Here is a 26,291-nt window from a genome sequence, read left to right on the forward strand (position 1 = left end):
ATCTACACCCGTGGTCCTTTCTGGTTTCCTCCGCCCCTCCCTTTTTGCGACGCTCCTGTCCCCCCCCCCCGGTCTGCAGTATGACGATCCAAGCCATTCCGGTCCGTGGTGCGACGATCGTGAACGGTCGGCCGACACCCGTCTCGAGGATCGCGTCGAGCCGACGGCCCCGGAGTGGAAGTGGATATAACGCGATCACCACCGTCGCAGTCATCCAGTTTCGACTCGAACACATCGGGATGGGACCGGCCGGAACTCTGCCAGTCGTTTATACCGGATCACGAACCACCGCGTCGCGTGACGTAGCCGATCACCCACGTCGGTCGAGGCGGGAGCCCGGCACGCCGTCGTGGGGTCCGCCCGAGGTGCCGGCTGTTCGCCAGCCCGATCGAACGGTACTCAGTAGGAGGCAGCTCGCTTGTCGAGACCCGCAGCCTCGATATCGTCGCCGTCGACGGAGGTTCGAAGCTCGTCCATCCCGTCGAACCGGTCGATCTCGAAGTTCTCCGCGTACAGCCCCTGGACGCGATCGTACTCCTCGTCCGACAGCGACGGAACCTCGCTCGCCGCTGCCCACTCGTCGATGTCGTCGGTCGTCCGGAAGGTGGGCGTGACCGAGGCGACCTCGTCGTGGTACAGCAGCCACTGGATGGCGGCCTGGCTCATCGTCCGGTCACCGTCGCGTTCGAGGAACCGGATCGCGTCCAGCTTCTCCCAGCCGGTCTCGTACCACTCGTCCGGCCGGTAGGACCGGTGGTCGCCGTCGCCGAGCTCCGTGTCGGGCGTGACCTGTTCGTTGAGCAGTCCCGAGGAGTGGGGAACGCGTGCGAGCACCGACGTGTCGGCGTCGAGATCGCGGATCGTCTCGACGAAGTGCATCCCGGGGTCCTGTTCGAGGAGGTTGAAGACCGTCTGGACCGCGTCGAAGACGTCGTATTCGGCCGCCGCATCGCCCTCGGCCAGCCAGCCGATCGAGGGACCGAGTGCCCAGCCGATCGACTCGGCTCGACCGTCGGCTTTGAACTCCCGAAGGACGTCGAGGACCTCCGGCGTCACCTCGTCGACGTTGGCGTTGTGCAGCTGGAGGAACTCGACGTGGTCGGTGTCGAGCCGGTCAAGCGACCGGTCGAACGCCTCCCGAAGATACTCGGGGGACAGGTCCTTCGGCAGCTCGCCGTGGCCGGCCTGCGGATTGTTGTAGAAGTCGTAGCCGATCTTGGTGGCAAGCGTCACCTCTTCGCGGTGTTCGGCGATCGCGCGCCCGAGGAGGTCCTCGGAGTTCCCGTGGCCGTACACGTCGCCGGTGTCGAAGTAGGTGATCCCGCGATCGAGGGCGTGTTGCACCATCTCGACCGCCTGGTCCTCGGTGCGGTCACCCCACCAGTCGGTCCCGATGACCCAGGCGCCGAAGCCGATCTCGCTCACTGCCACGCCGGAGTTCCCGAGTTCGCGGTCGTGCATATCGCGGGGTTGGGGTGCGTCCCACTTAGCGCGTGTGGTTCGACCGTCGATGACGGCGACCGTCACGCGATCGCCGCGCGAACGGAGTCGCAGCGCACGCCTCGAAGAACGGTCGATCGACGGTTGCGCACAACCGAATCCCTTTGTGGATCCCCGGTCAACGATCGGCGATGACAAAGCGACACGTGTCCCTCCCCGACGACGCGGAGGCCGGGGTTCAAGGGTTCATCGACGAGGTGGACGACCGCCTCTCATCGTCGGAGGACACCTGTGACGTCGTCAGGGACGTCCTGATTGATCTCCACGGGGATCGTGAAGCGTGGGACGCCTGGCAGGCCGGCGAGGACGTCTCGAAAGCCGAGCAGGTACGGCTCCAGAGCTATGACCCGTGTAACGCGACGCTCGAGTCGGAGTATTACGCGGAAAAGGACGAGGAGGCCTTCGAGCGCTCGAAACATCTCCAGTGGCTCTGGCGACAGTTCGACGCGACGCCGATGGCCGACAACATCCATTTCGCGCTTCGGTTCCGGCAGATGCTTGGCACGCATCTCTTCGCGGAGTGTGGCGAGAACTGTCGATTCTTCAAGGGTATCTCGTTCACCTACGGACACAACATCGAGGTTGGGGACAACGTCGTGATCCACGACGACGTCCACCTCGACGATCGCGGCAAGCTGACGATCGGCGACCGCGTCTCGGTCTCCGACGGCGCTCACATCTACAGCCACGACCACGACATCGGCGACCAGACGTCGATCCGAAACTTCCACACGATCGTCGAGGACGACGCCCGCGTCACCTACGACTCGATGGTGCGTGCCGGGTGTCGGATCGGCGAGAACAGCGTCGTCGGCGCACGAGCGGTCGTGCAGGGCGACGTGCCGGCACACCACGTCGTGGTCGGGATGCCGGCAAAGAGCGTCCGCGTCAAACCCGGCTGGGAATCGGTCGCAACGGAGCTCGACGATGGACACCTCGAAAACCGACAGGACGATCGCGAAATCCCGGTCGAACTCCCGCCGGATCTCGAGCAGTTCGACGAGTTTGAGCGCGATCTCACCCCACCGGACGCCGAGGAGTGAGGCGCGCTCATAACGGGCGCCTCGGTGTTCACGAACCGCTTCGCGCCGAGGCGTGCCGCTCGCGAACCTGCTCGCGGCACGAATGCGGGAGAAGGGATTTGAACCACGTGACGACGATCGCCTCGCTTCCGCTCGGCGCTGCGACGTCTCTGATACAAATCCTTCAGCTGACCACGGCGCTCACGTGCTGTTCGCGCCGTGGATGCGGGAGAAGGAATTTGAACCACGTCAGGACGTGCTCGCTCACGCCGTTCGCTGCGCGCGACCGGCCTCATTCAACTCCCTGCCGAGACCCGCCGCTCGCGAACCTGCTCGCGGCGCGAATGCGGGAGAAGGGATTTGAACCCTCGAACCCCTACGGGAGCGGATCTTAAGTCCGCCGCTTTTGGCCAGGCTCAGCCACCCCCGCGCGTCCTGCGGCTTTCCCGGGCGGGCACAAACCACTTTCGGTGAGCCCAGCCCATCGATCGGTCTCCTCGACGTCGATCGGTTCGAGTAGCAGTGTGGGGTACCTCCGCCGATCGAAATATCCGACAAACGATCAAGACATATCGGGATTATCCCCATATATAAATATCAATTCCGGACATCATCTAATGACTTATAGGTATATCAGGGGTGAAACTATCCGTCTGGATCCTCCGTCGACAGACGACTCACGATGTCCCCGAACACGCTCACACGGAGCCAGACCGAGATCCTCGCCGCAGTCGTCGATCTCATCGCCACCCGCGAGGACGCGGTGTGCACGGACGAGATCGCCGACCGTATCGATCGAAACCCGTACACGATCCGGACGGAGATGCAACAACTCACCGCGCTCCAACTGCTCGAGGGGATTCCCGGACCACGGGGCGGCTACAAGCCGACCGTCGACGCCTACCGAACCCTCGACACGCAGGACCTCGAGGAGGTCGCCGTCGTCCCGATAGAGCACGACGGGATCACGACGGACGCCGTGGTGGAGTCGATCGACTTCCGCTCGGTCAACGACCCCGAACGATGCCGGGCGACTGTCACCGCTCGAGCTGGAGCGTCGTCGCTGTCTCGCGGCGAGACGGTCTCGATCGGACCGACGCCGAACACCGGATTGACCCTTGCGGGTACGATCGAGTCGCTCGAGGACGCGGGATCGACCGCCACGTTCACCCTCGCGATCGACGAGTTGACGACGGACGCCATCGAGAACGCCGCAACAACGACGGAAAGGACCGCCGCGGATCGCGCCGTGCCGGCTGACTCAACCGCTGATTGAGGCAGCGACGCTTCCGTCGATCGGCCGCAGCGGTCGCCAGTCGACCGACAGCGCAGCGGTCACCAGTCGACCGACAGCGTCCCGTCGCCGTGCGGATCCGGGGCGATCTCCTCGTCGGTCCGCCGGTCGACCACGTGGATGATGCCGTCGCCCTTCTTGGCGGGACACAGCCGCGCCGCTTCGACGTTCGCCGCGAGCTCATCCTCGCCGATGTAGTAGGATCGGGGTTTGGCGAGCCCGGTCCCGATGTCCATCTCCCAGTTGTCGGCCGCCTCCGCACATCGCCCCGCGCCGAAGCACTTGTTGGCCTCGAAGACGATCTTGTACGGCTTCTCCTCGATCGGGGGGCCCTCACCGCCGATGTCGCTCGGGCGAACCACGTCCTCGCGCTCGTCGCTCATACGCGTGGTTCGGGGAGCGATCGCCTTTCGTCTATCGGTCGCCGGGTGCCGACAGCCTTAGGAAACGTCCACCGGTACTCACAGTCGTGATCGTCGTCGCGACCGAGGACTTCCAACTCTACCACGCCGTCCTCGAGGAGCTGCGCGACCGTGGCGTCACCTTCACCACGGTCGAGCCGGACGCGACGGTCGACGACGGCCTCCCCGACCGCACATCGGTAGTGATCGCGACGCCCGAGGATCGAGTCAGCCTCGGCGACCGGGACGACGTCGCGTTCGTCGCCGCCGATCCCGAGGACCCCCGCGCCGCCGTCGACGAGGCGCTGGCCGCGCTCCGCGGTGGCGGCGGCCGGACCGTGGTCGGCGTCGATCCGGGCCCCTCGCCCGGGATCGCGGTTCTCGTCGGAGACACCGTCGTGGCCGCCTTTCGGGGCCCGCTGTCCGAGGCGGTCGAGACGATCGTCTCCGAGACGACGGGCGAACCCGATGCGCTCGTGCGAGTCGGGGACGGCGACCGACTGAAAGGCGCCCGGATCGTCAACGACCTCCCGGAGGACCTCGCGGTCGAACTCGTCGACGAATCCGGCACGACCCCGTACCTCGGGGCCGGCGTTCGTGGGATGGGCGACGTCCTCGCCGCGGTCAACATCGCCCGGATCGAGGGGGAGCCCACGGCTCGGCGGGAGATCGAACCCACGGCGGGCGAACTCCAGCGGATCAAGGACGAATCCCGGAAGCGGTCGGCGGGCGACCGCACCATCGACGAAGCCCTCGCACGTCGGGTCGCCGCCGGCGAGTTGACGCTCGAGGAGGCGATCGACGAGCATCGATCCGGCGAGCACCGATCCGACGAGTCCTCGTGAGTGCGGTACAGTATGGGTGGAACTGTGTGCGATGGGTGGAACTGTGTGCGTGTGGCTATCCACGTCGATCGACGCGGACGCGTCGCTGACCGGTCGTGAAAACGAAAGGGGAGCGCCCGAGCCGAAACGGCCCGGGCGTGCCGCCCTAAATAGGTCCCCGCTGACGCTTCGGCCCTCCAAGCGAAGCGTCACGTGAACCCAATGGCTACGTAAACTTAAGCGTGCCGGGGGCGGCAGCAATCCCCTATCCAATCGGTCAGTCAATGCGGACGCAGTCGGTCGATCCGCTGAGACGCTGATTCGTCGTGTATTGGGACGCTGATCCTCTGGAACGGCGAATCACCGACGCACTCTCGACCGGCCGATCCTCACTGCGTGGCCGGATGGTCGGCGCGAAGGTGCGGGTTCCCGGGGCCGTGCAGGCGCTCGCGGAGGGTACCGCTACCGCGTGACCCGCCGTCGGCATCGTCGGTCGTGGAGAGGAGCCCGCGTTCGCGGAGTTCCGGAACGACTAGATCGACGAAGTCCTGGAGCGAATCGGGACGGACGATCTCCTTGACGTTGAAGCCGTGGACGCCGACCTCCTCGTGCCAGTAGGCCAGTTCGTCGGCGATCTCGTCGGGCGTGCCGACGATCGTCGGCGAGGTGGTTCCGAGCCCGCAGAACTGTGCGACCTCGCGGACCGTCCACTCGCGGTCGGGTTGGGACTTCGTGAACGCGTTCATCGTTCCCTGGATCGCGTCGGTTTCGATGTGTTCGACCTTCTGGTCGGGATCGAGTTCGGAGAGGTCCATATCGAGGAATCCGGACAGCAGCGCCAGCGTCGCCTCGACGTCGACGTGGTCACGGTACGCGTCGTGTTTCGCCTCGGCGATCGCCTCGGTCTCGCCGACGATCGGGACGACGCCGATGAGGAAGCGCAGGCTGTCGGGATCACGACCGTGGTCGGCTGCGCGGGACTTCACGTCGGCCATATACTCCCGGATCCCCTCCTCGGTGGGCTGGCTCGCGAAGACGGCCTCGGCGTTCGCGGCCGCAAACTCCCGTCCGCGGTCGGAGGATCCGGCCTGATAGATGACCGGCGTGCGCTGCGGCGAGGGCTCACAGCCGTGCGGGCCGGGGACCGAGAAGTGCTCGCCGTCGTGGTCGATCGCGTGGACCTTCTCGGGGTCGGTGTACCGACGCGCCTCGCGGTCGATCTCGACGGCGCCGTCCTCCCAGGAGTCCTCCCAGAGGGCGTAGCAGACGTCGAGAAACTCGTCGGCACGGTCGTAGCGCGTTTGCTTGTCCATCCGCTCCGCGAGCCCGAGGTTCTCCGCGGCCGACTCGAGGTAGGAGGTCACGACGTTCAACGCCACGCGGCCGTCGGTGAGATGGTCGAGCGTGCTGAACTCGCGGGCGAGCTGGTAGGGATGGGTGTAGGTCGTCGATCGGGTGATCGCGAAGCCCAACTCGTCGGTGACCTCGGCCATCGCGGGTACGACGAGCTGTGGGTCGTTGGCCGGCGTCTGGACCGCCTTGTGGACGGCGGTCTCGCGATCGTCGCCGTAGACGTCGTAGACGCCGCGGACGTCGGCGAAGAAGACCGCATCGAACCCGCCGCGTTCGGCCGTTCGCGCGACCTCGGTCCAGTACTCCCGGTCCGTATATCGGTGTGACTGGTCGCCCGGGACCGTCCAGGAACCCGGCGAGACGTGTTCCACCGAGTTCATCGTGAAGAGGTTGAGGTGAATTCCCTCAGACATACTCGGCACTACCATCTCGACGCGTAATAGCCCGCAGATAGTGGCGGGGTTTGTGACTACCTCGGACCGGCAACGATGTCCGGGTCGCGGCGATCGTTCGTGCCGGTTACGGCGTCCGCCCGAGGCGATCGCTAGTCCGTCAGCCCGTAGCCACGCCGGAACAGCGCGACGTCGATCAGCACGACGACGGCGGTCAGCCCCGACAGCACGACCAGCGAAAACCGCGGGTCGACCTCGGCGGTCCCCAGGAAACCGTAGCGAACGCCGTTGACCATATACACCATCGGGTTCACGAGCGAGACGTCGCGCAACAGCGGGGTGAGGTCCTCGAGCGAGTAGAAGACCGCCCCGAAGAAGACGAGCGGCCGGAGGATGAACTGGTTCATCACCGTGAGGTCGTCGAAATCGGTCGCGACGAGTCCGCCGATGACGCCGAAGCTCGCGAACAGCAGCGTGATCACGAGCATAAAGGCGAGCAGGTAGACGGGCTCCTCCACGGGGACGGGCCGGTAGAGTCCCGAGATGATCCCCCAACCGATGACGCCGATCAGGCCGCCGACGATCAGGCCGCGGGTCGCCGCCGAGAGGATGTACGCCCAGACCATTCCGGTGTACGACAGCGGCGAAGTGAGAACCTCGTGGATGTACTCGTTCCACCGGCCGTGGAAGATCGAGAAGGAGGCGTTCTCGAAGCTGTTCGAGACCGCTCCGAGCACGATCAACCCGGGAAGGATGAACAGGATGTAGGGGACGTCGGCGATCGTCCCGACGCGCTGGCCCAGGATAACGCCGAAGACGGAGAAGTAGAGCACGTTCGTGATGAACGGCGGCGCGAACGTGTTTCGCGGCCGCCGGATGAATCGGAGGATCTCCCGCTTCGTCAGCGTGAGGAAGCCGGTGAGGTCGAACCGTGAGTCCTCGGCCGCCATTACCGGCCCTCCTCCCAGCTGACCGTCCCGCCATCACCGATCAGGGGTTCGACTTCGGAGTCGGCGTCGTCAGTGCCGGAGTCCTCAGCGTCGGTGCCGGAGCCTTCAGTGTCGGCACCGTCGCCATTAACGTCGGCACCGGCAGCACGTTCGACGTCGCCCGCATCGTCGGCGTCGGCGGCAGTATTTTCCACGCCACCGCCGGTCGCCTCCGCCTGGCGCGTGAGGTCGACGAACACCTCCTCGAGGGAGGTCCGTTTGATCTCCAGATCGAGGATCTCGTGGCCGGCGGCGTCGAGTTCCCGAACGAGGTCCGGCGCGACCAACCCGCCTCGTCGAGCGGTCACGACGAGGCGGTCGTCCTCGGCGGTCACCTCGTCGACGCGATCGTCGTCGCTTCTGACCGAGGCGGCGATCGTTTCGAGGGGTGCGGCGTCGTCCCGAAGCGTGACGACGATCCGGTCGTTGCCCCGGTCCATCAGCTCCTCGGGGGAGGCCACGGTCACGACCTCGCCCGAATCGAGGATCGCGACCTCATCGCACAGCCGCTCGGCCTCCTCGATGTAGTGGGTGGTGAGCAGGATCGTGGTTCCGCGGTCGTTGAGGTCGGTGACGAGGTCCCACAGGTCCCGCCGTAGTTGGACGTCGACGCCGGCGGTCGGCTCGTCGAGGATGAGCAGGTCCGGCTGGGTCACGAGCGCCCGTGCCAGCATGAACCGCCGCTTCATCCCGCCGGAGAGCCAGTCGAACCGCGTGTCGCGTTTGTCCCAGATCCCGACCTCCTTGAGCGCCTCGTCGGCGCGGCGGCTGGCCTCCTCGGGCGGAACGCCGTGGTAGCCCGCCTTGTGCTCGAGGACCTCCCGGATCGGGAAGAACCGGTCGACGTTGAACTCCTGGGGGGCGAGTCCGATCCGATCGCGGGCCTCCCGGTAGTCGTCCTCGACGTCGTGACCGAAGACGGCCGCCTCTCCGCCCGACGATCGGACCAATCCGACCAGGACGTTGATGAACGTCGTCTTGCCCGCCCCGTTCGGGCCCAACAGGCCGAAAAAGGAGCCCTCGGGCACCGACAGCGACACCCCCTGCAACGCCTCCACGTCCCCGTAGCTCTTGCGGAGATCGTGGATCTCCAGCGCGTTCGTCATACCCGGATCGACGCCGTGCGCGTGGTTAAACGCCGCGGACCCCACGGGCGCGTGTGGCTGTTCGACACCCGTCACGGGCCCGGATCCGCAGCGTCAGTACGTCCGGATCCGCAGCGTCAGTACGTCCGGATCCGCACGGTTCAACGACACCCGGATCCGCACGCTTTAGCGGCACCACGCCCTCGATCGGGTATGGACGTACTCGAGGTCGCCGCCGACGCGGTCGCGACGGGGCCGGTCTGTGACGCCTGCCTCGGCCGGCTCGTCGCCGACCGGAGCTTCGGGCTCACCAACGCCGATCGCGGACGCTCGCTGCGGACGGCGCTGGCGCTCGCTCGCGACGAGCCCTTCGAGCCACCCGAGCCGGACGACTGTTGGGTGTGCGAAGGTCGCTGCACCGAGTTCGACGACTGGGCCGACCGCGCCGCGGCGGCCGTGGAGGGGATCGCGTTCGACACCTACAACGTGGGCACCCGACCGCCGCCGCTGATCGAGGAGAACGACCGGTTCCTTCGGGAGGAATGCGGACTCGAGCCCGACGCCGGCGAGGCGTTCAACTCCGAGTTCAACCGCGAGGTCGGCAAGCGCGTCGGGCGGTTGACGGACGCCGAGGTCTCCTTCGACCGGCCACACGTCCAGTTCACGATCGATCTGGCCGAAGACCGTCTCGACGCGAAGGTCAACTCCGCGTTCGTCTACGGACGCTACCGGAAGCTGGAGCGCGACATCCCACAGACCGAGTGGCCCTGCCGGGAGTGTCACGGGTCCGGCCGTGACGGACGGGAGCTCTGCGAGCACTGTGGCGGGACCGGTTACCTCTACGAGCACAGCGTCGAGGAGTACGTCGCCCCGATCGTCGAGGACGTGATGGACGGAACCGAGAGCGTCTTCCACGGCGCCGGTCGCGAGGACGTCGACGCTCGGATGCTCGGCACCGGTCGACCCTTCGTGGTCGAGGTCGAGGAACCGCGTCGTCGCCGGGTCGACGTCGAGCGTCTCGAGTCCGACGTCAACGCCTTCGCGGAGGGGGCCGTCGAGGTCGAGGGGCTCCGGCTCGCCACCTATGAGATGGTCGAGCGCGTCAAGCAGCTCGATGCCTCCAAGCGCTATCGGGCGTTCGTCGCGTTCGATGAGGCCGTCGACCCCGAGGCCCTCCGCGCAGCCGCCACGGAGCTTGAGGGGTCCACGATCGAACAGTACACGCCGAACCGCGTCGACCACCGGCGAGCCAACCTGACGCGCGAGCGCGAGGTCTACGACGTCACCGTCCGCGAGTCGCTCGCGGACCTCCCGGACCGTTCGGGTCCCACGGACGGCGCCTCGGCGGACGACACGATCGACACCGACGTTCCGAGATCGCGTGCAGAGGAGGCGCTCCCCGGTTTCGATCCCGACGATCCCCGCCACGCGATCGTCGACATTCACGGCGAAGGTGGACTCTACATCAAGGAGCTCGTCTCGAGTGATGAGGGCCGCACCGAGCCGAGCCTCGCCGGTCTGCTCGATGTCGGGGCCACGGTGCTCCATCTCGACGTCCTCACGGTGGCGGGCGAGGAGGAGCCGTTCGCCGCCGACGACTACTTCCTCGATCCGGAACCCTGACGCCGCCCCGACCATCCCGGACTGCCGGATCCATCCCGACGTTGGCCGTTCGACGAAGCCGTGTGCCACCGCCGAGAACCGCCATCCGGCAGCAGCTTTATGCCTGTGTTTCACAATCACATAGATACCGAATGAGTCGCGCACACACGATCGCGAACGTGTCCGGTGAGATCGACGGCGACGAGGCGTTGACGCACAACGTCTCCGCCGCCGCCGCGCTCGCGGACGTGGTACGGACGACGCTCGGGCCCGTCAGCCGCGACAAGATGGTCGTCAGCAACGGCGAGGTGCTGGTGACGAACGACGGGTCCCACATCGTGGACCGGCTCGACGTCGAGGCACCGGCCGCGCGGATCGTCGCCGATCTCGCCCGTGCACAGGGCGTCGATCTCGGCGACGGTGCCACGTCCGCCATCGTCCTCGCGGGCGCCCTGCTCCGGGAGGCCGAACCCCTGCTCGAGGACGGACTCCATCCGACGACGATCGTGAACGGCTACACGGCCGCGGCCGAACGCGCCCGTGATCGGGCGGCAGCGGTTGCCGACTCGCGGCGCGTCGACGATGAAGAGGCGCTCCGAGACGTCGTCGCGACCGCGATCACCGGACGGTGGGACGCGGAGCGAACGGCCTTCCTGTCGGCCCTCACCGTTCGCGGCTATCGGTCGACGCTGACCGGTGACCGCGACGGAACCACCCGATCCGAACGCCTGACGATCCAGCGCGCGCCGGGCGGGGAGACGACCGACTCCGCCCTCGTCGACGGGCTCGTCGTGGACACCGGCCGATCCTCGACGTCGCAGTCGGACGTGCCGGCAGCCCTTCCGGACCGGCTCTCGGATCCGCGGATCGCGATCGTCGATGACGAGATCGCCCTCGAACCTGACGGCTCCGCGGCGCGAGTCTCGATCGAGACCGCCGATCAGCGTCGACGCCTTCAGGAGTTCGAATCCGAGGCCTACGACGAGATCCTCGAAACGCTTCGCGGGCTCGAGGTCGACGTGCTCTTCACACAGAAGTCGATCGACGACCGACTCCGGTCCCGGCTTGCGCAGGCGGGCATCGTGTCCGTCGAGCGAACCCGACAGGACGAGATCCACAAGCTCTCGCGCGCGACCGGCGCGGATCCGGTGATGCGGGTCGACGATCTCACGTCGGCAGCCCTCGGACGCGCGGACCTGGTGGAGCGTCGATCCCTCGGCGGGTCGACGTTCGTGATCGTTCGTGCTGCCACGTCCACGCAGACCTCGTTGCTCCTCCGTGGAAGCCCCGAACACGTCGTCGAGGAAACCGAACGCATCGTCGCCGACGGGCTCCGCCTGCTCGAGGGGTTCGGCCGCCGGCCCGCGCTGCTTCCGGGCGGTGGGGGAGTCGAAATCGCGCTCGCCCGTGACCTTCGCGAGTGGAGTCCGACGATCCACACTCGCGAACAGCTCGCGGCCGGTCGGTTCGCCGACGCGCTCGAGACGATCCCGGCCGCGCTCGCGCGAAACGCCGGCGCCGACGCGCTCGAGACCGTCCTCGAGTTGCGTCGACGACACGACGCGGGCGACCGGAGCGCCGGGTTCGACGCGACGACCGGCGTGGTGACGGACGTTCTGGACGAGGGCATCGTCGATCCCCTTCCGTTGAAGATGCGGGTCGTCTCCAACGCGACCCAGGCGGCGTGTTCGATCCTCCGGATCGACGGGATCATCCGGACCGCGGGGTCGCTCGATGACGGTGGCACCGGGCCCGCTGGCGGGGAGGGTCACGATCACGATCATCACCACGCGACCGGCGGCGGCCACGAACACTCCACCCACGGCTACCCCTGGGCCATCGGCCACTGAGAGCTCGGCTACCCGCCTGTGAACCGCCGATCGACCACCCGTCGATCGGTCGTCGGTCAGACGCTCCCGACCAGGATCCGAGCGAGGCCGAGCGCGGCGAACGCGCCACCGAGGTTCACCGCGGCGTACCAGCCGGCAAGCAGTCGCCGGCCCGCCTCCCACAGCTGTACCGTCTCGACGGAGAAGGAGGAGAACGTGGTGTAGGCGCCGCAGGCGCCGGTGCCGACGAGAAACTGGACCGACGTGCCGGCGCCCGAGAACGCCACGAGTCCGAGGACGAACGAGCCGACGACGTTGACCGTGAACGTTCCGTACGGGAGGTCGCGATCGCCCAGACGGGTCGCAACGACCGAGCCGGTTCCGTGTCGGAGCAGCGCCCCGACCGCGGCCCCGAGCCCGACGAGCAGCGACGGATCGACCATCCCCGTCTCACCCCTCCGTGACCGTCATCGCGGCCGATCGACCCAGGAGCACGGCGATCGCTCCGAGCCCGTAGTTGGCGACGACGTTGCCGGCGCCGAGGAGAGGCGCCGACTGCATCGTCTCGAGGGCGAACGTGCTGTAGGTGGTGAACGAGGAGAGGAATCCGGTCGAGAGCACGTATCCCGTCTCCTCGGACAGCGTCCCCGCGAGCTCGGCCTCGTAGGTCAAAAACCCGAGCGCGAGACAGCCGAGGACGTTGGCCACGAGCGTGCCACCCGGCGCGGCGACCACGCCCGCGATCGCGTGTCTGAGGGTGCCGCCGACGAACCCCCCGGTCGCGATCAGCAGCGCCACCTCCATCGTCCGGCCCCATCCGTTTCCCGCGAACATATCACCGAGAGTGGATGGAACGTACATACCTCTACCGACGGAGCGAACGGTTCACGGTGGGTGGTCCCACGCACCGATAGAGTAAAGTGTCAGATGTCCGTAGGTCTTTGTGGGATGATGACAATCAACACGAATCGAGACATCGCGGATCGGTATCGGGGTGATGCTGATGGTGTATAGCGTCCTGGGAATGGGCCTGCTGTTCGTGGGCGGCGTACTCTTCGTCAACGGGCTGTGGCTGTTGGGGTACGGGTCCGACGACGACGTCGCCGTGTTCAACTTCCTGACCGGGTTCATCACGTTCCTGATCGTCCTGTATTGGGCCTTCGGCGGCGACGCCTCGGCCGGAACGCCGTTCAACGCGGCCGGAACGATGCTCTTCTCCTTTACGTACCTCTGGATCGGCGCCAACGCGTATCGGGGCATCGAGGACCAGCGATCGTTCGGGTGGTACTGCTTCTTCGTCGCGCTCACGGCGATCCCAACCGGGTACCTCGTCCTGCTTACCGGCGACGTCGGGCTGACGGGACTGTGGTGGGTGTGGGCGGTCCTTTGGGCGGCGTTCTTCGTGCTGCTCGGGCTCGAGCGCGATGAGTTCACTGCCCCGGTCGGCTGGTTCACCGCGGCGACCGGTGTTCTCACCGCCGTCGCCGGGTACCTGATGGCCGCCGGCTACTGGCCGTGGGGGTGATCGAACGTCCACGTTTTACGGCAATATCCCGTGTTCACCGCTACCAAACCTCTAAGTACGATTCACGAGTAGATACGGACGGGTCATATGGCCCACGATACCAATGCCCGAGGTAAAGTTCGAAGTCGACGTCGACAGTCCCCCTGACGAACAGCCCGGTGCCAACCCGTTCAACCGGTGGCACCCAGACATCCCCGCCGTGGTCGAGGTCGACCCCGGCGAGACGGCCCGTCTCGAAGCCCTCGACTGGACCGGTGGCCAGATATCCGACAACGACGACCCGAACGAGGTCCGCGACGTGGACCTCAATCAGGTCCACTATCTGGCCGGTCCCGTCCACGTGAACGGCGCCTCACCGGGCGACCTCCTGAAGGTGGAGTTCCTCGATATGGGGCCGCTCAACGGGCGCTCGGAGTTCGGATTCACCGGCACCTTCTCCCAGCAGAACGGCGGCGGATTCCTCACCGACCACTTCTCGAAGGCGGCGAAGTCGATCTGGGACCTCGACGGCTATACCGTCTCCTCCCGACACGTTCCCGACGTCCGGTATGAGGGCAAGATCCATCCCGGACTCGCAGGGTGTGCTCCCAGCCAGGAGCTCCTCGAGGAATGGAACGAACGGGAGCAGAAGCTCATCGACAAACACGCCGAGGACCCCGAGTCCATCCCGAACCACCCGACCGGCGAGGCCGAACCCGGCGTCGCGAATCCGCCGACGAAGGACGGCGCGCAGATGGGCGAGATGGATCCCGAGGCGGCCGACGCAGCCGCCGAGGAGGCTGCCCGAACGGTACCGCCGCGTGAACACGGCGGCAACCACGACATCAAGGACCTCTCGATCGGCTCCACGGTCTACTTCCCGGTCTACGTCGACGGCGCCAAGTTCGGCATCGGCGACTTCCACGCCTCCCAGGGCGACGGGGAGATCACCTTCTGTGGCGCCATCGAGATGGCCGCCTACGTGGACCTCAAGTTCGAGGTGATCGAGAACGGGATGGAGGAACACGGGGTTTCCCATCCGATCTTCGAGCCCGGCCACCGCGGACCGAACTTCGAGAACTACGTCACGTTCTGTGGCTACTCGGTCACCGAGGACGGCGAACAGAAGTACATCGACTCCCACACCGCCTACCGACGGGCCTGTCTGCAGGCCATCGACTACCTGAAGAAGTTCGGCTACACCGGACAGCAGGCGCTGCACATCCTCGGCACGGTTCCCATCGAGGGGCGCCAGAGCGGCGTCGTCGACGTGCCGAACGCGTGCTCGACGCTGGCGCTGCCGACCGGCGCCTTCGAGTTCGACCTCTCACCCGGCAGCCTCGGAAACGCCGAGGACCGCGGCGACCTGGTCGTCACCGACGATCCGCTGAGGTGATCCATCGGCTGCTCCCCTCGAAAGCGGCTCACTCGCGATCCGCGACACGATCGACGTCGTCGACCGCGTCGTGGATCGCGGCCGTCAGCGCGGCGATATCCGCCCGATCGTCCGCCTTCTGATCGTCTTCCGTCCGATCGCCATCTGCCCGGTCGTCATCTGCCCGATCGTCCTCCGTCCGATCCACCCCATCCGTGAGCTCGTGCTGCCGCGCGGCCGCCTGCAGGGCCAGCCGGACGACGTCGTCGGTGTCGACCACCGTGTGGCCGATCCGGTCGTTCAGATCGTCACGGATCGCGCTCAGGGTGTTTCGCGTATCCAGCGACATCGACACCGAGGTCCGGAACGCGTGGGTCGTCTCCTCGTGAAGTCGTCGTGCCTGCCGTTCGAGGTCGTCAGCCGTGTCGGCGTCGGTCATACGGTGAGTCTCGACGGGTATCCTCTTAAACGTCCCCGCGCTTCCGGCGTCGATCGGGCGTGGCGCCGCCGGACCGGACCCTCGATCCCCGGGACGTTTTTTCGGCTGCGGATCCCACACCGGGTATGAGCGAGATCTCACTCGCGATCCCGCAGGGGGTCATCGACGGCCTCCCCGAGGACAGCCAGGCGACGAAACAGGACGTCCAACGGGCGGTCTCGGGCATCGAATCGCGGCTCAACGCGGAGATCGAGGCGGCGGACGGGACCGCCGAGGCGGCGAGCGTCGTCGTCGACGCCATCGAGTTCCTCGAGGACCGGATGGAGCGATACGACGCGTTCGTCCCCGAGCTGCGCGCGTGGGGACAGTCGCCGATCTACGCCATCACCTGGCGGAACCTCTACGCGGAGCTGATCGCACAGCTGTACGACCACGAGTGGCTCGCCGAGGAGCTCGACCGCGAGCGGAACTACCGGATCGTCGAGGACGGCATCCGATTCGGCGGCTAGCCGACGACGTCCACCGCCCGTATTTAAGCATCCACCGGCCCGTGATCGGGTATGGAACTCGAGTTGCGGTTCTTCGCTACGTTTCGGGAGGCCGCCGGGTCGAAGACGGTTCACTACGAGGTCGACGGCGACGATGTGATCGTCGGCGACGTGCTCGCGGCCCTCGAGGGGGACTACGAGGGAATGCGCGGGCGCCTCATCGAGGACGAGGCGCTCGCCCCGCAGATAAACGTCCTGAAGAACGGTCGCGAGGTGCTGCATATGCAGGGCCTCGAGACGCCGCTTTCGGCCGGGGACACCCTCTCGATCTTTCCACCAGTCGCCGGTGGAGTCGATGACGCCGCCGGGAGCGTGGACGAATCCGCCGATACCGACGCCGGCGAAAACGACGCGGCCGACCGTCGGGAACGGTCCTACAGAGGGATCTCGCGACGGTTGGCGGCCCACTACCTCCGGAACCTCGGCGGGACCCTGGTCGGCACCGACGATCCGGTCGAGGCGACCCGGGTCGAGGGCGACGGATGGACGGCGGAGCTGTCAGCCGATACGGTGGCCATCGGCGGCTCCCTGACGCTCACCGAGGTGACGATCGGCTTCACCGGCGATCCGTCGATCCTCGACGACCTGATCGAACGGTTCTCACAGAAGGCGATGCGGGCGGGCGGATGACCCCGGACCGATCGTCGTCCGATCGAACGCCATCGACGGACGCCGACGGATCCGGGCCGGATGACGCGCAAGGGCCCGGAACCGGAGCCGGATCCGGGACCGGTTCGGACGCCGAGACGGCTGCCGCCGATCTCCCGTTCGATGGGACCGTGTTGGTCCAAGCCGGGGCCCTCGCAAGCGTTCCGCTCTCACGGCTTCCCGAGATCCTCCGACCGCTCCAGCGCCATCTCGGCGATCGGATCGACGAGTACCGCCAGGAGTATGAGCGAATACTCGCGGAGCCCGACCGGGAACTGTTCCTCGTCGACCTCTCACACTGGGAGACCCTCGCGGCCGAGGTCGGCGTCGACGACCGCGCGCGTGATGCCGCCAGACGAACCCACGAGGCGCAGCTGACGCGATCCGGATCCGTGCACGACCGACGCGCGGAGTTCGAGGCCGCCCTGGAGATCCGGTCCGTGGTCGTGATCGGAACCGTCGACGACTGAGACACACGATCGGCTGGGATGAGCCGTGAGTCGAACCACGACTCGACCCACGGCTTGACCGCGCCACGATCCGGAGCCCGAAACGCGGCGGGACCCTCCGACTCCGATACGGCTTTCAGCCGCCCCGTTGGAAGGTGGGTGTATGCACGCGGATTTCCGGACGGGAGCTCGCGACGTGATCCCCGTTCTGCTCGGGGTCGCTCCCTTCGCGACGGTCGTCGGGATCGCCGCGATCGACGCCGGATTGACGCCGATGCAGGCGATCGGGATGTCCCTGTTCGTCTACGCCGGATCCTCACAGCTCGCCGCGATCGAGCTGCTCGGGGAGACCGCGCCGATCGTCGTCGTGGTCTTCACCGCGATCATCATCAACCTCCGAATGGTGATGTACTCGGCGTCGATCGCACCACATCTGGCCGACTATCGGCGTCGCACCCGCGCATTCCTGGCGTATTTCCTCACCGACCAGGCGTACGCGCTCTCGTTGACGGCCTACGAGAACGACGCGGTCGACGACGAGCGATGGTACTACCTCGGCGTCGCGACCCCAATATCGATCGTCTGGATGGTCTGTACCGTGATCGGCGTGGTCCTCGGCGCGGGGATCCCCGAATCCTGGGGACTGTCCTTCGCGGTCCCGCTCGTGTTCCTGGCGATCCTCGTGCCCGTGATGAAGGATCACCCGCGAACCGTCGCCGCCGCCGTGTCGGGGGTCGTCGCCGTGGCGCTCGCCGGCGCGCCCTTCAACCTCGGCCTGCCGATCGGCGCCCTGGTCGGGATCTGTGCCGGCCTCCTCACCGAGGTGATCCGAAACCGATGACCGAACACTCCCCGGTCGCGATCTGGGCAGCGATCCTCCTCATCGGCGTCGCGACCTACCTGATCCGGCTGTCGTTCATCCACCTGTTCGGCCGGATCGACGACGTTCCGCCGGCTCTCGAGCGTGCGCTTCGGTTCGTCCCACCCGCGGTTCTGGCCGGTCTCGTCGCCCCCGCGGTGATCACCGTCGGCCCAACGCTCGAGGCGACGATCGTCGACGAGCGGCTCCTCGCCGCGATCCTCGCGGGCGCCGTCGCCTGGCGGACCGAGGACATGTTCGCCACGATCGGCGCCGGGATGGTCGCGTTCTGGGTCCTGCGGTTCGTCGTCATGTGATCCGCCGACGGTTCGTGGACCGCGTCGACCCCCGATCGTTTTCACGGCTCCGGTCGATCCCGCACGTATGTACGACGAGATACTGCTTCCGGTCGCCCCGGACGGCGACACGTCACGGGCGGTTCCACACGTCGTGGCGCTTGCGGAGCGCTATGACGCCCGCATTCACGTCCTGGCGATCGTCGACACGCTCGAGGAGGCGATCGGCGATCCCCAACTCGAGACGCTCACCGAGCGCCTTGAGACCGCGGCACACGACCGCGTTCACGAGGTCCGATCCGAACTCGACGAGCGAGGGATCGACGCCGACGCCCACGTCCACCGCGGCACGCCCCACGAGGCGATCCGAACCGCGGTCGAGGATCTCGACGTCGACCTCGTGGTGATGCCGACCCACTCCCGGGAGGGGCTCGAACGGGTCCTGCTCGGGTCGGTGACGGAACGCATCATCCGACAGTCACCGGTCCCGGTGTTGTCGGTCCCGATGGAGTGACGTCGACCGTGCGTGCGTTCCGAATCGCGTACGATGGGCGGCCGTTCTCCGGGTTTCAACGCCAACCCGACGTACCCACGGTCGAGGACGCGATCTTCGACGCGCTCGAGGGGCTCGGCGTCGCCGACCTCCCCCGTGAGCGGTCCGGACGGCGTCCCCGCCCACCCGGCTACGCGGCCGCCGGCCGGACCGACGCGGGCGTCTCCGCCGCCGCCCAGACGATCGCCTTCGAGGCCCCGTCGTGGCTCACACCGCGCGCGTTCAACGGACACCTCCCGAAACACGTTCGGGCGTGGGCCGCCGCCGACGTGCCAACCGACTTTCACGCAACCCACGACGCGACCCGGCGGACCTACCGGTATCACCTGTATGCACCCCCCGCGGAGTCGGACGGCGACACACCGTCGACCGCACCGACCGCACCGACCACGCGGACCGCGCCGACCGCGCCGGCGGTCGACGATGAACGGGTTCGGGCGGCGCTCGACCGCCTCACCGGCGAGCACGACGTGCACAACCTAACCCCGGATACCGACGGAACGGTCCGGTCGATCACGGCACGTGCCACCCGAACCGGCGACGTGCTCGTCATCGAGGTCGCCGCAGACGGGTTCCCGCGCGAGTTCGTCAGACGGCTCGTCACGCTCGTCCGCGCGGTCGGAACCGGGGACGCGTCGCTCTCGCGGGTCGATCGCGTGCTCTCGCCGGACCCGGTCGCGGGCCCCGAGGGGGTCGGCCCGGCTCCGCCGACGCCGCTCGTGCTCTGGAACGTCGCCTACGAGGAGACCACCGACTCCGGGGACGGCGCCGACTCCGGAGACGGCACCGACACCGATGGAGACGCCGCCGACGGCGACGACCGCCGGGATACCGCGATCCGGTTCGATCCCGATCCCGAGGCGATCGACAGCACGCGGACGGCGTTCGCCGAGGAGCACGTCACGGCGCGACACGCCGCCGCGATGACCGCCGCGGTCCGGCAGCGGGTCGGATCGGACCCCTGATACTGTCAGACGAAAATCCTCGTGGGTTTTCACCCGCCAGTATGTACCGTATAGCGGACGTATTCGAGCCGCTCACACCTGGACGATCGTCCGGTTCCTCGCGGCTCTCCGTCCTCGTGGACGAACGGGGTGGCTACTCGTCGTCGCGCCACGATCCCCAGACCTCCCGGTACTTCCCGAGCTCCCGGTATTCCGTCTTTCGCTGGAAGGAATCGATACCGTATATCACCTCGTTGTCCTTGTCCCAATCGATCAGCACGCGAAAGTCGCCGACACGAAGCTTGTATCCGGGATGGTTCTTCAGCCGGTCGAGAAAGTGATCCGGGACGTCCCCGATGTCCTCAAGTTTGTTGATGATCCGCTCTGCGTCCTGCGTTTCCAACTGCTCGAGCGTTTCGACCAACGTCTCCGTCAGAACAACCTCGTGAGCCACGGTGCAGCCCTCAGTCCGTGTCGATGCCGAGGCGTTCTCGGGCCTCGTCCGTGGACATCGTCCGACCTGCCGCCACGTCCGCGTAGCCCTCGGAGATGCCCTCCTTCGCACCGGGCGTCAGAATCGGCTCTGTGGTGTCGCGCAGCACCTCACGGATGAACTCCGAGCGGTTGGTGTACTCCAGCTCCTCGGCCAGTTCGTCGATCTCTTCGAGAAGCCGCTTCGGGACCTTCACGTTGAGCTTCACCATATCTCCGTTGTCGTCCGCACCCGTGCTCATACGTCGTGGTACGCAGGTGGTACTCAAAGAGCTATCGCTCAGTCGCCTCGTGGATCGGCGACTCCACATTGTCAACACCTGTGAAGCGCTACGTTCAAGTACGCCGGACGGGAACGCCATCGTGCACGCGCCGTTGGTCCAGTGGTAGGACATTAGCTTCCCAAGCTAATAGCCCGGGTTCAATTCCCGGACGGCGCACTCCCTGCGGTCGTGCGCCGTCCGACGTCCCGTTCGCTTCGCTCACGGGACTCCCGGACGGCGTATTTTCCGAACGGAGTGAGGAAAATTGCCGGGAGGGAATTGCTACCCCTGCCAGTCGCAGCGCCCGAGCGGAGCGGGGGTGACCGTCTGGCTCCGGTTCAATTCCCCGACGTCCCGGACAGCGCGTTTTTGTGGCTGTCTACCGGCCGACATCCGGTTCACTGACGATCGCGTGACTCCCGGAGCGACGCGTGTACTGTTGAGACATCGATCCGCGTCAGGGGACGGCTGTCGCCGCCAGCTGCGGTTCCCAGTCGGTTGCTCGCCGCCTAGTTCGAATCCGGCTTCGGATCCGGATCGTCCCGTTCGTCCCGTTCGTCCGCCTCGCGGACGGCGGCCTCCGCACGGTGCATCACCTCGCGGATCGGGAGCCCGGTGTCGGAAGCGACGGCGGCCGCGTCGTCGTACTCGGCGCTGACGTCGTAGACGTCGCCGTCGGCGGTCGCGCCGAGCTTGACCGCCACGTCGTGGGTCGTCCCGTCGATCTTGATCGTGGCCGATCGGAACGAGCGGTCGGCGATCCACCGGTGGGTCGCGGCGGTCTCGCGGATCCCCAGGGTGCCGGTCTCACGGGCGAGCCGTTCGGCGACGGCGTCGGCGTCAGCGGGCGGACAGATGACCGTGACGAGGTGTCCGGGACGGGACTTCTTCATCGTCGTGGGGACGATCGTGACGTCCCGCGCGCCGGCGGCCGAAAGCGTCTCCTGCAGCCCGCCGAGGACCTCGGGCGGGACGTCATCAAGGGTGGTCTCGAGGACGGTGACCTCATCGTGGGTTAACCGTGGATCGTGGCCGGACTCGGAGTGTGTGGTGTCGGCGTCGGCGTCGGCGTCGGGATGGTGGGTGTGGTCGTGATCGTGGGGGGCGTGGTCGTGATGGCTGTGACCGTGATGGCTGTGGTCGTAATGGCTGTGTCCGTGGTCGTACTCATCGATCACCGTCCCCCCGATCGCTCGGAGCACGTTCGGATGATCGGGGAAGGAGGCGGTTCCGGCGCCGTATCCGGCGGTCTCGACGGAGAGGGCGGGCAGGGAGTCGACGGGGTCGGCGACGGCGCCGAGGATCGCGGCGCCGGTCGGGGTCAGAAGCTCGGCGTCGACTGGACCGGCGGCGAGCGCGAGACCGGCTCGCTCGGCGATCTCGACGACCGCGGGTGCAGGGACCGGATAGACGCCGTGACTCATCCGAACCTCGCCGCCGCCCGCCGCGATCGGGCCGGTGAGCATCCGGTCGGCCCCGAGGTCGGCAAGCAGAAGGCACGCGCCGACCACGTCGGCGACCGCGTCGTCCGCGCCGACCTCGTGAAAGTGCGTCTCCGCGAGGGCGGTCCCGTGAACGGCCGCCTCGGCCTCGCCGAGCAGTTCGAAGGCGGCGAGCGCGTTCGCCTCGACGTCGGCGCGGAGATCCATCGACTCGACGAGGTCGACGACCGCGGGATACGTTCGGTGGACGCCGGACCCCTCCGCGTGTTCGTCGCCGTGATCGGAGGGGCGGTCGTGCGGGCGGCTGTGGTCGTGGGAGTGATCGTGGTCGTGCGAGTGACTGTGGTCGTGCGAGTGACTGTGGTCGTGCGAATGGCCGTGGGAGTGGTCGGTAGCGGAATCGTCGTGTGAGTGATCGTGATCGGGAGAGCCATCGTGGTCGAAGCGGTCATCGTGGCTGCCGCCAGCATCGCCCTCCTCCGTCAGCAGAACGTCGACCGTCGTCGCCCGGATCCCGTTTTTCGTCGTCTCGTCGACGACGAACCGAACCGGAAGCGCCGCCTCCACCGGTTCGAGGACGGCTGGATCGGCGCCGGCCGCGATCAGGGCGGCACAGATCATATCGCCGGCCGCACCGGTCCGACCGTCGAACGCGATCGTGTCCATACGGATCCGACGGCGGCGCCGCCTAAAGAGCCTCCCGCTCGTCGACGTGCCGACCGGCCTCCCGAGATGGAAAAAAGGCACGGAGGCGACGGGGTTTTGTATCCCCTCCCCATACCGTGATATATGATGACACACGATCGGGTTCGTGTGACCGTCGGATCGCCCGGAGATCGGCCGCGATCGACGGGAGCAACAGGCTTAACCCCGAACCGCGAAGAATCACGGATACTCCCCGCGAGTCAATCATGAACGAAGTTCAACTCGAAGTGGCGAAGGCGTACCCGAACGACTCGGGTCGCGGAATCGCCAGACTCGACCCCGATACGCTGTTACATCTGAAACTCTCCCCCGGCGACATCATCGAGATCGACGGCGCCGAGACCACCGCCGCGAAGGTGTGGCGCGCCGATCGCCAGGACTGGAACACCGACACCGTCCGGATCGATGGGTTCACGCGACAGAACGCGGACGTCGGCATCGGCGAGCGCGTCACCATCCGGAAGGCGGAGGCGGAAAAGGCCGACAAGCTGGTGCTGGCGCCGCCCGAGGAGGCGTCGGTGCAGTTCGGCTCCGACGCCGCCGGGATGGTCAAACGCCAGATCCTCAAGCGGCCGGTCGTCGAGCGCGACATCGTCCCCGTGATGAGCTCGACGAATCATCCGTTCATGCGCTCGCCCGGCCAGGCGATCCCGCTCATCGCGGTGGAGACCGAGCCGGAGGGCGTCTGTCTGATCACGGAGGACACCGACGTCGAGCTGCGCGAGGAGCCCATCTCGGGGTTCGAGAAGGCCGGCGGCGGCATCACCTACGAGGACATCGGCGGCCTCCAAAACGAGATCCAGCGCGTCCGGGAGATGGTCGAGCTCCCGATGAAGCACCCGCAGATCTTCAAGAAGCTCGGCATCGAGCCGCCCCAAGGCGTCCTGCTGCACGGCCCGCCCGGCACCGGCAAGACGCTGCTCGCGAAGGCGGTCGCCAACGAGACGTCGGCCTCGTTCTTCTCGATCGCGGGCCCGGAGATCATCTCGAAATACTACGGCGAATCCGAACAGCAGCTCCGTGAGATCTTCGAGGACGCCAAGGAGGAGTCGCCCTCGATCGTCTTCATCGACGAGCTGGACTCGATCGCGCCCAAACGCGAGGACGTCACCGGCGAGGTCGAACGCCGGGTCGTCGCACAGCTGCTCACGATGATGGACGGGTTGGAGACGCGCGGTCAGGTGATCGTCATCGCCGCGACCAACCGCGTCGACTCGGTCGACCCGGCCCTACGCCGTCCCGGCCGCTTCGACCGCGAGATCGAGATCGGCGTGCCCGACGAGGTCGGCCGCAAGGAGATCCTCCAGATCCACACCCGCGGAATGCCGCTATCGGACGACGTCGACATGGACGGGCTGGCCGACGACACCCACGGCTTCGTCGGCGCCGACATCGAGAGCCTCACGAAGGAGGCCGCGATGAAGGCGCTGCGGCGCTACCTTCCGGAGATCGACCTCGACGAGGAGGAGGTCCCGCCGAGCCTCATCGACCGGATGATCGTCAAACGCGATGACTTCGCCGGCGCGCTCAACGAGGTCGAACCCTCGGCGATGCGGGAGGTGCTCGTGGAGCTGCCGAAGATATCCTGGGACCACGTCGGCGGGCTCGACGAGGCCAAACAGCAGATCGAGGAGGCCGTCGAGTGGCCGCTCTCCTCACCCGAGAAGTTCGACCGGATGGGCGTCGAGGCGCCCAAGGGCGTCCTGCTGTACGGCCCGCCCGGCACCGGCAAGACGCTGATGGCGAAGGCCGTGGCCAACGAGACGAACGCCAACTTCATCTCGGTGCGGGGCCCGCAGCTGCTCTCGAAGTGGGTCGGCGAGTCCGAGAAGGCGATCCGCCAGACCTTCCGGAAGGCCCGGCAGGTCTCGCCGACGATCGTCTTCTTCGACGAGCTCGACTCGCTTGCGCCCTCGCGGGGCCAGGAGATGGGCAACAACGTCTCCGAGCGCGTCGTCAACCAGCTGCTCACCGAGCTGGACGGCCTCGAGGAGATGGAGAACGTGATGGTGATCGGCGCGACCAACCGGCCGGACATGATCGACACGGCCCTGTTGCGGTCCGGCCGTTTCGACCGGCTCGTGATGGTCGGCCAACCTGACGAGGAGGGACGCGAGCAGATCCTCCGGATCCACACGGCGGACACCCCGCTGGCCCCCGACGTCAGCCTGCGTGAGATCGCCGAGATCACCGACGGCTACGTCGGATCCGACCTCGAGGGGATCACCCGCGAGGCGGCGATCGAGGCGCTACGCGACGACGACGAGGCCACGGAGGTCGAGATGAAGCACTTCCGGCGCGCCATGGAGTCGGTCCGGCCCACGATCACCGACGACATCATGGCCTACTACGAGGACGTCGAACAGCAGTTCACCGGCGGCCAGCAGGCCCTCGGCGAGCGCGGCGGGAGCGGCCGCATCGGCTTCCAGTGATCGGAACGGTCACCGAGGGTACCCGCGACGGCCACGAACCACGTTCGGACGCGTTCCCACGCGCGGGGGAGCGTCGAACCGCCTAAGTACGCGCACACCCGATTCCCGGGTATGAGTTACCGGCCGTCCTGGCTCACGTTCGGACGCTATGCCGCCGTGACGACGGCGATGACGACGATACTCGTTGCACTCGGCGTCTACACGTCCGGCACCGGGTCCGGACTCGCCTGCCAGGCCCAGTGGCCGCTGTGTTCCGACCAGTTGATCCCGACGCTGACGATCAACCCGGACTTCATCGAGTGGTTCCACCGCGTGTGGGCGATGGTCACCGGCTTCCTGATCATCGGCCTCGCGGGGTGGACGTGGATCGACGACGTCCCGCGCCGGACGCGGATCGCGGCCACGCTCGCGGTGGTGATCCTCCCCGTCCAGATCCTCGTCGGCGCGGTCACGGTGACGATCGGCGGCCTGGTGCCGGGCGGATACACCGTCTCGACGCACGCCGCCCACCTGATCGTCGCGTTGACGATCGTGACACTGCTCGGGGTGGTTCTACTCGGACGGACCGACGAGGGGACCGGCAGGGACGGCGGCGGGTCGACGACCGCCGGCCCTCGAACGCTCCGGATCGCGGCGGGCGCCGGCCTGGGCGGCGTCCTCCTCGGCGCACTCTTCTCGCGGGCGGTGCCGCTCGTGACCTACTCGCCGGGCGCACAGGCTGCGTTCTACCTGTGGTCGCTCGTCGGGTTTCTCGGTCTCCTCGCGCTGGCCCTCCGGACGCCGGCGACGACGATCGCCGACCAAACCGCCCGTCGCGTGCGGACGCTGGCCGCCGTCGCGCTGGCCGCGCTGTTCGTGACCCTCCTGTTGGGTCGCGACCTCGTGATCTACCCCGGATTCTGGGAGAGCGTCAACCGACTCCTGTTGGCGGTCGTCGTGGTCGCCACCGCCGCGGCGAGGTGGACGCTTGCCGGGGTCGACCGACCGCCCGAATCGGGGTCCGGGTCGGTCGGCGGCACCGCTTCGCGGGGCGAGTGAGTGCCGGATGAGC

The 26,291-nt window shown here is 67.2% G+C and carries 26 protein-coding genes, 2 tRNA genes and 2 pseudogenes; 18 read left to right on the top strand and 12 right to left on the bottom strand.

Features of this window, described 5'->3' with window-relative positions; all coding sequences use genetic code 11:
* Positions 1 to 399 precede the first annotated feature (399 nt).
* Positions 400 to 1,461 (bottom strand): aldo/keto reductase, encoded by a 1,062-nt coding sequence (locus OQF70_RS03570; RefSeq protein ID WP_280535893.1) that lies wholly within the window; start codon positions 1,459 to 1,461, stop codon positions 400 to 402.
* Positions 1,462 to 1,631: 170 nt separating this feature from the next.
* Between OQF70_RS03570 and OQF70_RS03575 the strand changes: the two genes are divergently transcribed.
* The gene (locus OQF70_RS03575; RefSeq protein WP_280535894.1) at positions 1,632 to 2,543 is read left to right on the top strand and encodes an acyltransferase; all 912 of its coding nucleotides are present in this window, start codon (positions 1,632 to 1,634) and stop codon (positions 2,541 to 2,543) included.
* Positions 2,544 to 2,867: 324 nt separating this feature from the next.
* Here OQF70_RS03575 and OQF70_RS03580 read toward each other — a convergent pair.
* A tRNA-Leu gene (locus tag OQF70_RS03580) sits at positions 2,868 to 2,952 on the bottom strand.
* Between the two features lie 252 nt (positions 2,953 to 3,204).
* Between OQF70_RS03580 and OQF70_RS03585 the strand changes: the two genes are divergently transcribed.
* Positions 3,205 to 3,798: a TrmB family transcriptional regulator gene (locus tag OQF70_RS03585; protein WP_280535895.1), complete on the top strand. Its 594-nt coding sequence runs from the start codon at positions 3,205 to 3,207 to the stop codon at positions 3,796 to 3,798.
* Positions 3,799 to 3,857: 59 nt separating this feature from the next.
* On the opposite strand, the gene OQF70_RS03590 is transcribed toward OQF70_RS03585, so the two are convergent.
* Complete coding sequence (locus tag OQF70_RS03590; RefSeq protein WP_092816671.1) at positions 3,858 to 4,199, bottom strand: ferredoxin; 342 nt, start codon at positions 4,197 to 4,199, stop codon at positions 3,858 to 3,860.
* An 86-nt stretch (positions 4,200 to 4,285) separates the two neighbouring features.
* Between OQF70_RS03590 and OQF70_RS03595 the strand changes: the two genes are divergently transcribed.
* Positions 4,286 to 5,062, top strand: coding sequence for a hypothetical protein (locus OQF70_RS03595; protein WP_280535896.1), 777 nt, complete (start codon positions 4,286 to 4,288; stop codon positions 5,060 to 5,062).
* A 368-nt stretch (positions 5,063 to 5,430) separates the two neighbouring features.
* Here the strand turns inward: OQF70_RS03595 and OQF70_RS03600 are convergent, their stop codons facing one another.
* From OQF70_RS03600 to OQF70_RS03610, 3 genes and pseudogenes are all read right to left on the bottom strand, one after another.
* Positions 5,431 to 6,807, bottom strand: a complete 1,377-nt coding sequence (locus tag OQF70_RS03600; RefSeq protein WP_280535897.1) for an LLM class flavin-dependent oxidoreductase — start codon at positions 6,805 to 6,807, stop codon at positions 5,431 to 5,433.
* A gap of 131 nt (positions 6,808 to 6,938) precedes the next feature.
* Positions 6,939 to 7,736 (bottom strand): ABC transporter permease, encoded by a 798-nt coding sequence (locus tag OQF70_RS03605; protein ID WP_280535898.1) that lies wholly within the window; start codon positions 7,734 to 7,736, stop codon positions 6,939 to 6,941.
* A 209-nt stretch (positions 7,737 to 7,945) separates the two neighbouring features.
* Positions 7,946 to 8,881: pseudogene (locus tag OQF70_RS03610) on the bottom strand (ABC transporter ATP-binding protein); the annotation flags it as partial.
* 192 nt (positions 8,882 to 9,073) lie between these two features.
* On the opposite strand from OQF70_RS03610, the gene OQF70_RS03615 reads away from it, so the two are divergent.
* Positions 9,074 to 10,483 carry a tRNA pseudouridine(54/55) synthase Pus10 gene (locus tag OQF70_RS03615; RefSeq protein ID WP_343218143.1) on the top strand — a complete coding sequence of 470 codons (1,410 nt, stop codon included), beginning with the start codon at positions 9,074 to 9,076 and terminating at the stop codon, positions 10,481 to 10,483.
* A 131-nt stretch (positions 10,484 to 10,614) separates the two neighbouring features.
* Positions 10,615 to 12,312, top strand: coding sequence for a thermosome subunit beta (thsB, locus tag OQF70_RS03620; RefSeq protein WP_280535899.1), 1,698 nt, complete (start codon positions 10,615 to 10,617; stop codon positions 12,310 to 12,312).
* 56 nt (positions 12,313 to 12,368) lie between these two features.
* Here thsB and crcB read toward each other — a convergent pair whose 3' ends face one another.
* Together crcB and OQF70_RS03630 are read right to left on the bottom strand one after the other, a co-directional pair.
* A complete protein-coding gene (gene crcB, locus OQF70_RS03625) occupies positions 12,369 to 12,734 on the bottom strand; it encodes a fluoride efflux transporter CrcB (protein WP_280535901.1) in 366 nt (121 codons plus the stop codon).
* Positions 12,735 to 12,741: 7 nt separating this feature from the next.
* A complete protein-coding gene (locus tag OQF70_RS03630; protein ID WP_280535902.1) occupies positions 12,742 to 13,125 on the bottom strand; it encodes a CrcB family protein in 384 nt (127 codons plus the stop codon).
* 169 nt (positions 13,126 to 13,294) lie between these two features.
* Between OQF70_RS03630 and OQF70_RS03635 the strand changes: the two genes are divergently transcribed.
* Both OQF70_RS03635 and fmdA read left to right on the top strand, forming a co-directional pair.
* Complete coding sequence (locus OQF70_RS03635; protein ID WP_280535903.1) at positions 13,295 to 13,816, top strand: AmiS/UreI family transporter; 522 nt, start codon at positions 13,295 to 13,297, stop codon at positions 13,814 to 13,816.
* A 103-nt stretch (positions 13,817 to 13,919) separates the two neighbouring features.
* Positions 13,920 to 15,191, top strand: a complete 1,272-nt coding sequence (gene fmdA / locus OQF70_RS03640) for a formamidase (protein WP_280535904.1) — start codon at positions 13,920 to 13,922, stop codon at positions 15,189 to 15,191.
* A gap of 28 nt (positions 15,192 to 15,219) precedes the next feature.
* Here the strand turns inward: fmdA and OQF70_RS03645 are convergent, their stop codons facing one another.
* Positions 15,220 to 15,609, bottom strand: coding sequence for a hypothetical protein (locus OQF70_RS03645; RefSeq protein ID WP_280535905.1), 390 nt, complete (start codon positions 15,607 to 15,609; stop codon positions 15,220 to 15,222).
* 125 nt (positions 15,610 to 15,734) lie between these two features.
* Between OQF70_RS03645 and OQF70_RS03650 the strand changes: the two genes are divergently transcribed.
* The 8 genes and pseudogenes from OQF70_RS03650 to truA all read left to right on the top strand — a co-directional run bounded on the left by OQF70_RS03650 (position 15,735) and on the right by truA (position 19,927).
* On the top strand, positions 15,735 to 16,118 hold the full coding sequence (locus OQF70_RS03650) for a hypothetical protein (protein WP_280535907.1): 384 nt from the start codon (positions 15,735 to 15,737) through the stop codon (positions 16,116 to 16,118).
* 51 nt (positions 16,119 to 16,169) lie between these two features.
* Positions 16,170 to 16,448: pseudogene (locus OQF70_RS03655) on the top strand (ubiquitin-like small modifier protein 1); the annotation flags it as partial.
* 21 nt (positions 16,449 to 16,469) lie between these two features.
* Positions 16,470 to 16,787: a hypothetical protein gene (locus OQF70_RS03660; RefSeq protein ID WP_280536050.1), complete on the top strand. Its 318-nt coding sequence runs from the start codon at positions 16,470 to 16,472 to the stop codon at positions 16,785 to 16,787.
* The gene (locus OQF70_RS03665) at positions 16,784 to 17,275 is read left to right on the top strand and encodes a hypothetical protein (RefSeq protein ID WP_280535908.1); all 492 of its coding nucleotides are present in this window, start codon (positions 16,784 to 16,786) and stop codon (positions 17,273 to 17,275) included. The genes OQF70_RS03660 and OQF70_RS03665 overlap by 4 nt, the downstream gene beginning before the upstream one ends.
* Before the next feature lie 142 nt (positions 17,276 to 17,417).
* Complete coding sequence (locus OQF70_RS03670; RefSeq protein ID WP_280535909.1) at positions 17,418 to 18,095, top strand: AzlC family ABC transporter permease; 678 nt, start codon at positions 17,418 to 17,420, stop codon at positions 18,093 to 18,095.
* Entirely contained in the window at positions 18,092 to 18,430 is a 339-nt protein-coding gene (locus OQF70_RS03675) for an AzlD domain-containing protein (protein ID WP_280535910.1), read from the top strand. Before OQF70_RS03670 ends, OQF70_RS03675 begins: the two co-directional genes overlap by 4 nt.
* 67 nt (positions 18,431 to 18,497) lie before the next feature.
* Entirely contained in the window at positions 18,498 to 18,923 is a 426-nt protein-coding gene (locus OQF70_RS03680; protein WP_280535911.1) for a universal stress protein, read from the top strand.
* 8 nt (positions 18,924 to 18,931) lie between these two features.
* Positions 18,932 to 19,927 carry a tRNA pseudouridine(38-40) synthase TruA gene (truA, locus tag OQF70_RS03685; protein ID WP_280535912.1) on the top strand — a complete coding sequence of 332 codons (996 nt, stop codon included), beginning with the start codon at positions 18,932 to 18,934 and terminating at the stop codon, positions 19,925 to 19,927.
* A 133-nt stretch (positions 19,928 to 20,060) separates the two neighbouring features.
* On the opposite strand, the gene OQF70_RS03690 is transcribed toward truA, so the two are convergent.
* Both OQF70_RS03690 and OQF70_RS03695 read right to left on the bottom strand, forming a co-directional pair.
* On the bottom strand, positions 20,061 to 20,360 hold the full coding sequence (locus OQF70_RS03690; protein ID WP_280535913.1) for a type II toxin-antitoxin system RelE/ParE family toxin: 300 nt from the start codon (positions 20,358 to 20,360) through the stop codon (positions 20,061 to 20,063).
* Positions 20,361 to 20,370: 10 nt separating this feature from the next.
* A complete protein-coding gene (locus OQF70_RS03695; protein ID WP_280535914.1) occupies positions 20,371 to 20,640 on the bottom strand; it encodes a ribbon-helix-helix protein, CopG family in 270 nt (89 codons plus the stop codon).
* A gap of 127 nt (positions 20,641 to 20,767) precedes the next feature.
* On the opposite strand from OQF70_RS03695, the gene OQF70_RS03700 reads away from it, so the two are divergent.
* Positions 20,768 to 20,838: transfer RNA gene (locus OQF70_RS03700), tRNA-Gly, on the top strand.
* A gap of 332 nt (positions 20,839 to 21,170) precedes the next feature.
* Here OQF70_RS03700 and larC read toward each other — a convergent pair.
* The gene (larC, locus tag OQF70_RS03705; protein WP_280535915.1) at positions 21,171 to 22,769 is read right to left on the bottom strand and encodes a nickel pincer cofactor biosynthesis protein LarC; all 1,599 of its coding nucleotides are present in this window, start codon (positions 22,767 to 22,769) and stop codon (positions 21,171 to 21,173) included.
* Between the two features lie 245 nt (positions 22,770 to 23,014).
* Here larC and OQF70_RS03710 point away from each other — a divergent pair, with 245 nt between their 5' ends.
* Positions 23,015 to 25,240 carry a CDC48 family AAA ATPase gene (locus tag OQF70_RS03710; RefSeq protein ID WP_280535916.1) on the top strand — a complete coding sequence of 742 codons (2,226 nt, stop codon included), beginning with the start codon at positions 23,015 to 23,017 and terminating at the stop codon, positions 25,238 to 25,240.
* A gap of 111 nt (positions 25,241 to 25,351) precedes the next feature.
* Positions 25,352 to 26,278 (top strand): COX15/CtaA family protein, encoded by a 927-nt coding sequence (locus tag OQF70_RS03715; RefSeq protein ID WP_280535917.1) that lies wholly within the window; start codon positions 25,352 to 25,354, stop codon positions 26,276 to 26,278.
* Positions 26,279 to 26,291: the final 13 nt, after the last annotated feature.

It is taken from the genome of Halopenitus sp. POP-27 (assembly GCF_029889855.1).
Taxonomy (GTDB): Archaea; Halobacteriota; Halobacteria; order Halobacteriales; family Haloferacaceae; genus Halopenitus; species Halopenitus malekzadehii.

Coding starts and splice junctions, on each gene's coding strand:
- OQF70_RS03570 (WP_280535893.1), bottom strand. CDS start 1,461: ATGCACGACCGCGAACTCGGGAACTCCGGCGTGGCAGTGAGCGAGATC.
- OQF70_RS03575 (WP_280535894.1), top strand. CDS start 1,632: ATGACAAAGCGACACGTGTCCCTCCCCGACGACGCGGAGGCCGGGGTT.
- OQF70_RS03585 (WP_280535895.1), top strand. CDS start 3,205: ATGTCCCCGAACACGCTCACACGGAGCCAGACCGAGATCCTCGCCGCA.
- OQF70_RS03590 (WP_092816671.1), bottom strand. CDS start 4,199: ATGAGCGACGAGCGCGAGGACGTGGTTCGCCCGAGCGACATCGGCGGT.
- OQF70_RS03600 (WP_280535897.1), bottom strand. CDS start 6,807: ATGTCTGAGGGAATTCACCTCAACCTCTTCACGATGAACTCGGTGGAA.
- OQF70_RS03605 (WP_280535898.1), bottom strand. CDS start 7,736: ATGGCGGCCGAGGACTCACGGTTCGACCTCACCGGCTTCCTCACGCTG.
- OQF70_RS03615 (WP_343218143.1), top strand. CDS start 9,074: ATGGACGTACTCGAGGTCGCCGCCGACGCGGTCGCGACGGGGCCGGTC.
- thsB (WP_280535899.1), top strand. CDS start 10,615: ATGAGTCGCGCACACACGATCGCGAACGTGTCCGGTGAGATCGACGGC.
- crcB (WP_280535901.1), bottom strand. CDS start 12,734: ATGGTCGATCCGTCGCTGCTCGTCGGGCTCGGGGCCGCGGTCGGGGCG.
- OQF70_RS03630 (WP_280535902.1), bottom strand. CDS start 13,125: ATGTTCGCGGGAAACGGATGGGGCCGGACGATGGAGGTGGCGCTGCTG.
- OQF70_RS03635 (WP_280535903.1), top strand. CDS start 13,295: ATGGTGTATAGCGTCCTGGGAATGGGCCTGCTGTTCGTGGGCGGCGTA.
- fmdA (WP_280535904.1), top strand. CDS start 13,920: ATGCCCGAGGTAAAGTTCGAAGTCGACGTCGACAGTCCCCCTGACGAA.
- OQF70_RS03645 (WP_280535905.1), bottom strand. CDS start 15,609: ATGACCGACGCCGACACGGCTGACGACCTCGAACGGCAGGCACGACGA.
- OQF70_RS03650 (WP_280535907.1), top strand. CDS start 15,735: ATGAGCGAGATCTCACTCGCGATCCCGCAGGGGGTCATCGACGGCCTC.
- OQF70_RS03665 (WP_280535908.1), top strand. CDS start 16,784: ATGACCCCGGACCGATCGTCGTCCGATCGAACGCCATCGACGGACGCC.
- OQF70_RS03670 (WP_280535909.1), top strand. CDS start 17,418: ATGCACGCGGATTTCCGGACGGGAGCTCGCGACGTGATCCCCGTTCTG.
- OQF70_RS03675 (WP_280535910.1), top strand. CDS start 18,092: ATGACCGAACACTCCCCGGTCGCGATCTGGGCAGCGATCCTCCTCATC.
- OQF70_RS03680 (WP_280535911.1), top strand. CDS start 18,498: ATGTACGACGAGATACTGCTTCCGGTCGCCCCGGACGGCGACACGTCA.
- OQF70_RS03695 (WP_280535914.1), bottom strand. CDS start 20,640: ATGAGCACGGGTGCGGACGACAACGGAGATATGGTGAAGCTCAACGTG.
- larC (WP_280535915.1), bottom strand. CDS start 22,769: ATGGACACGATCGCGTTCGACGGTCGGACCGGTGCGGCCGGCGATATG.
- OQF70_RS03710 (WP_280535916.1), top strand. CDS start 23,015: ATGAACGAAGTTCAACTCGAAGTGGCGAAGGCGTACCCGAACGACTCG.
- OQF70_RS03715 (WP_280535917.1), top strand. CDS start 25,352: ATGAGTTACCGGCCGTCCTGGCTCACGTTCGGACGCTATGCCGCCGTG.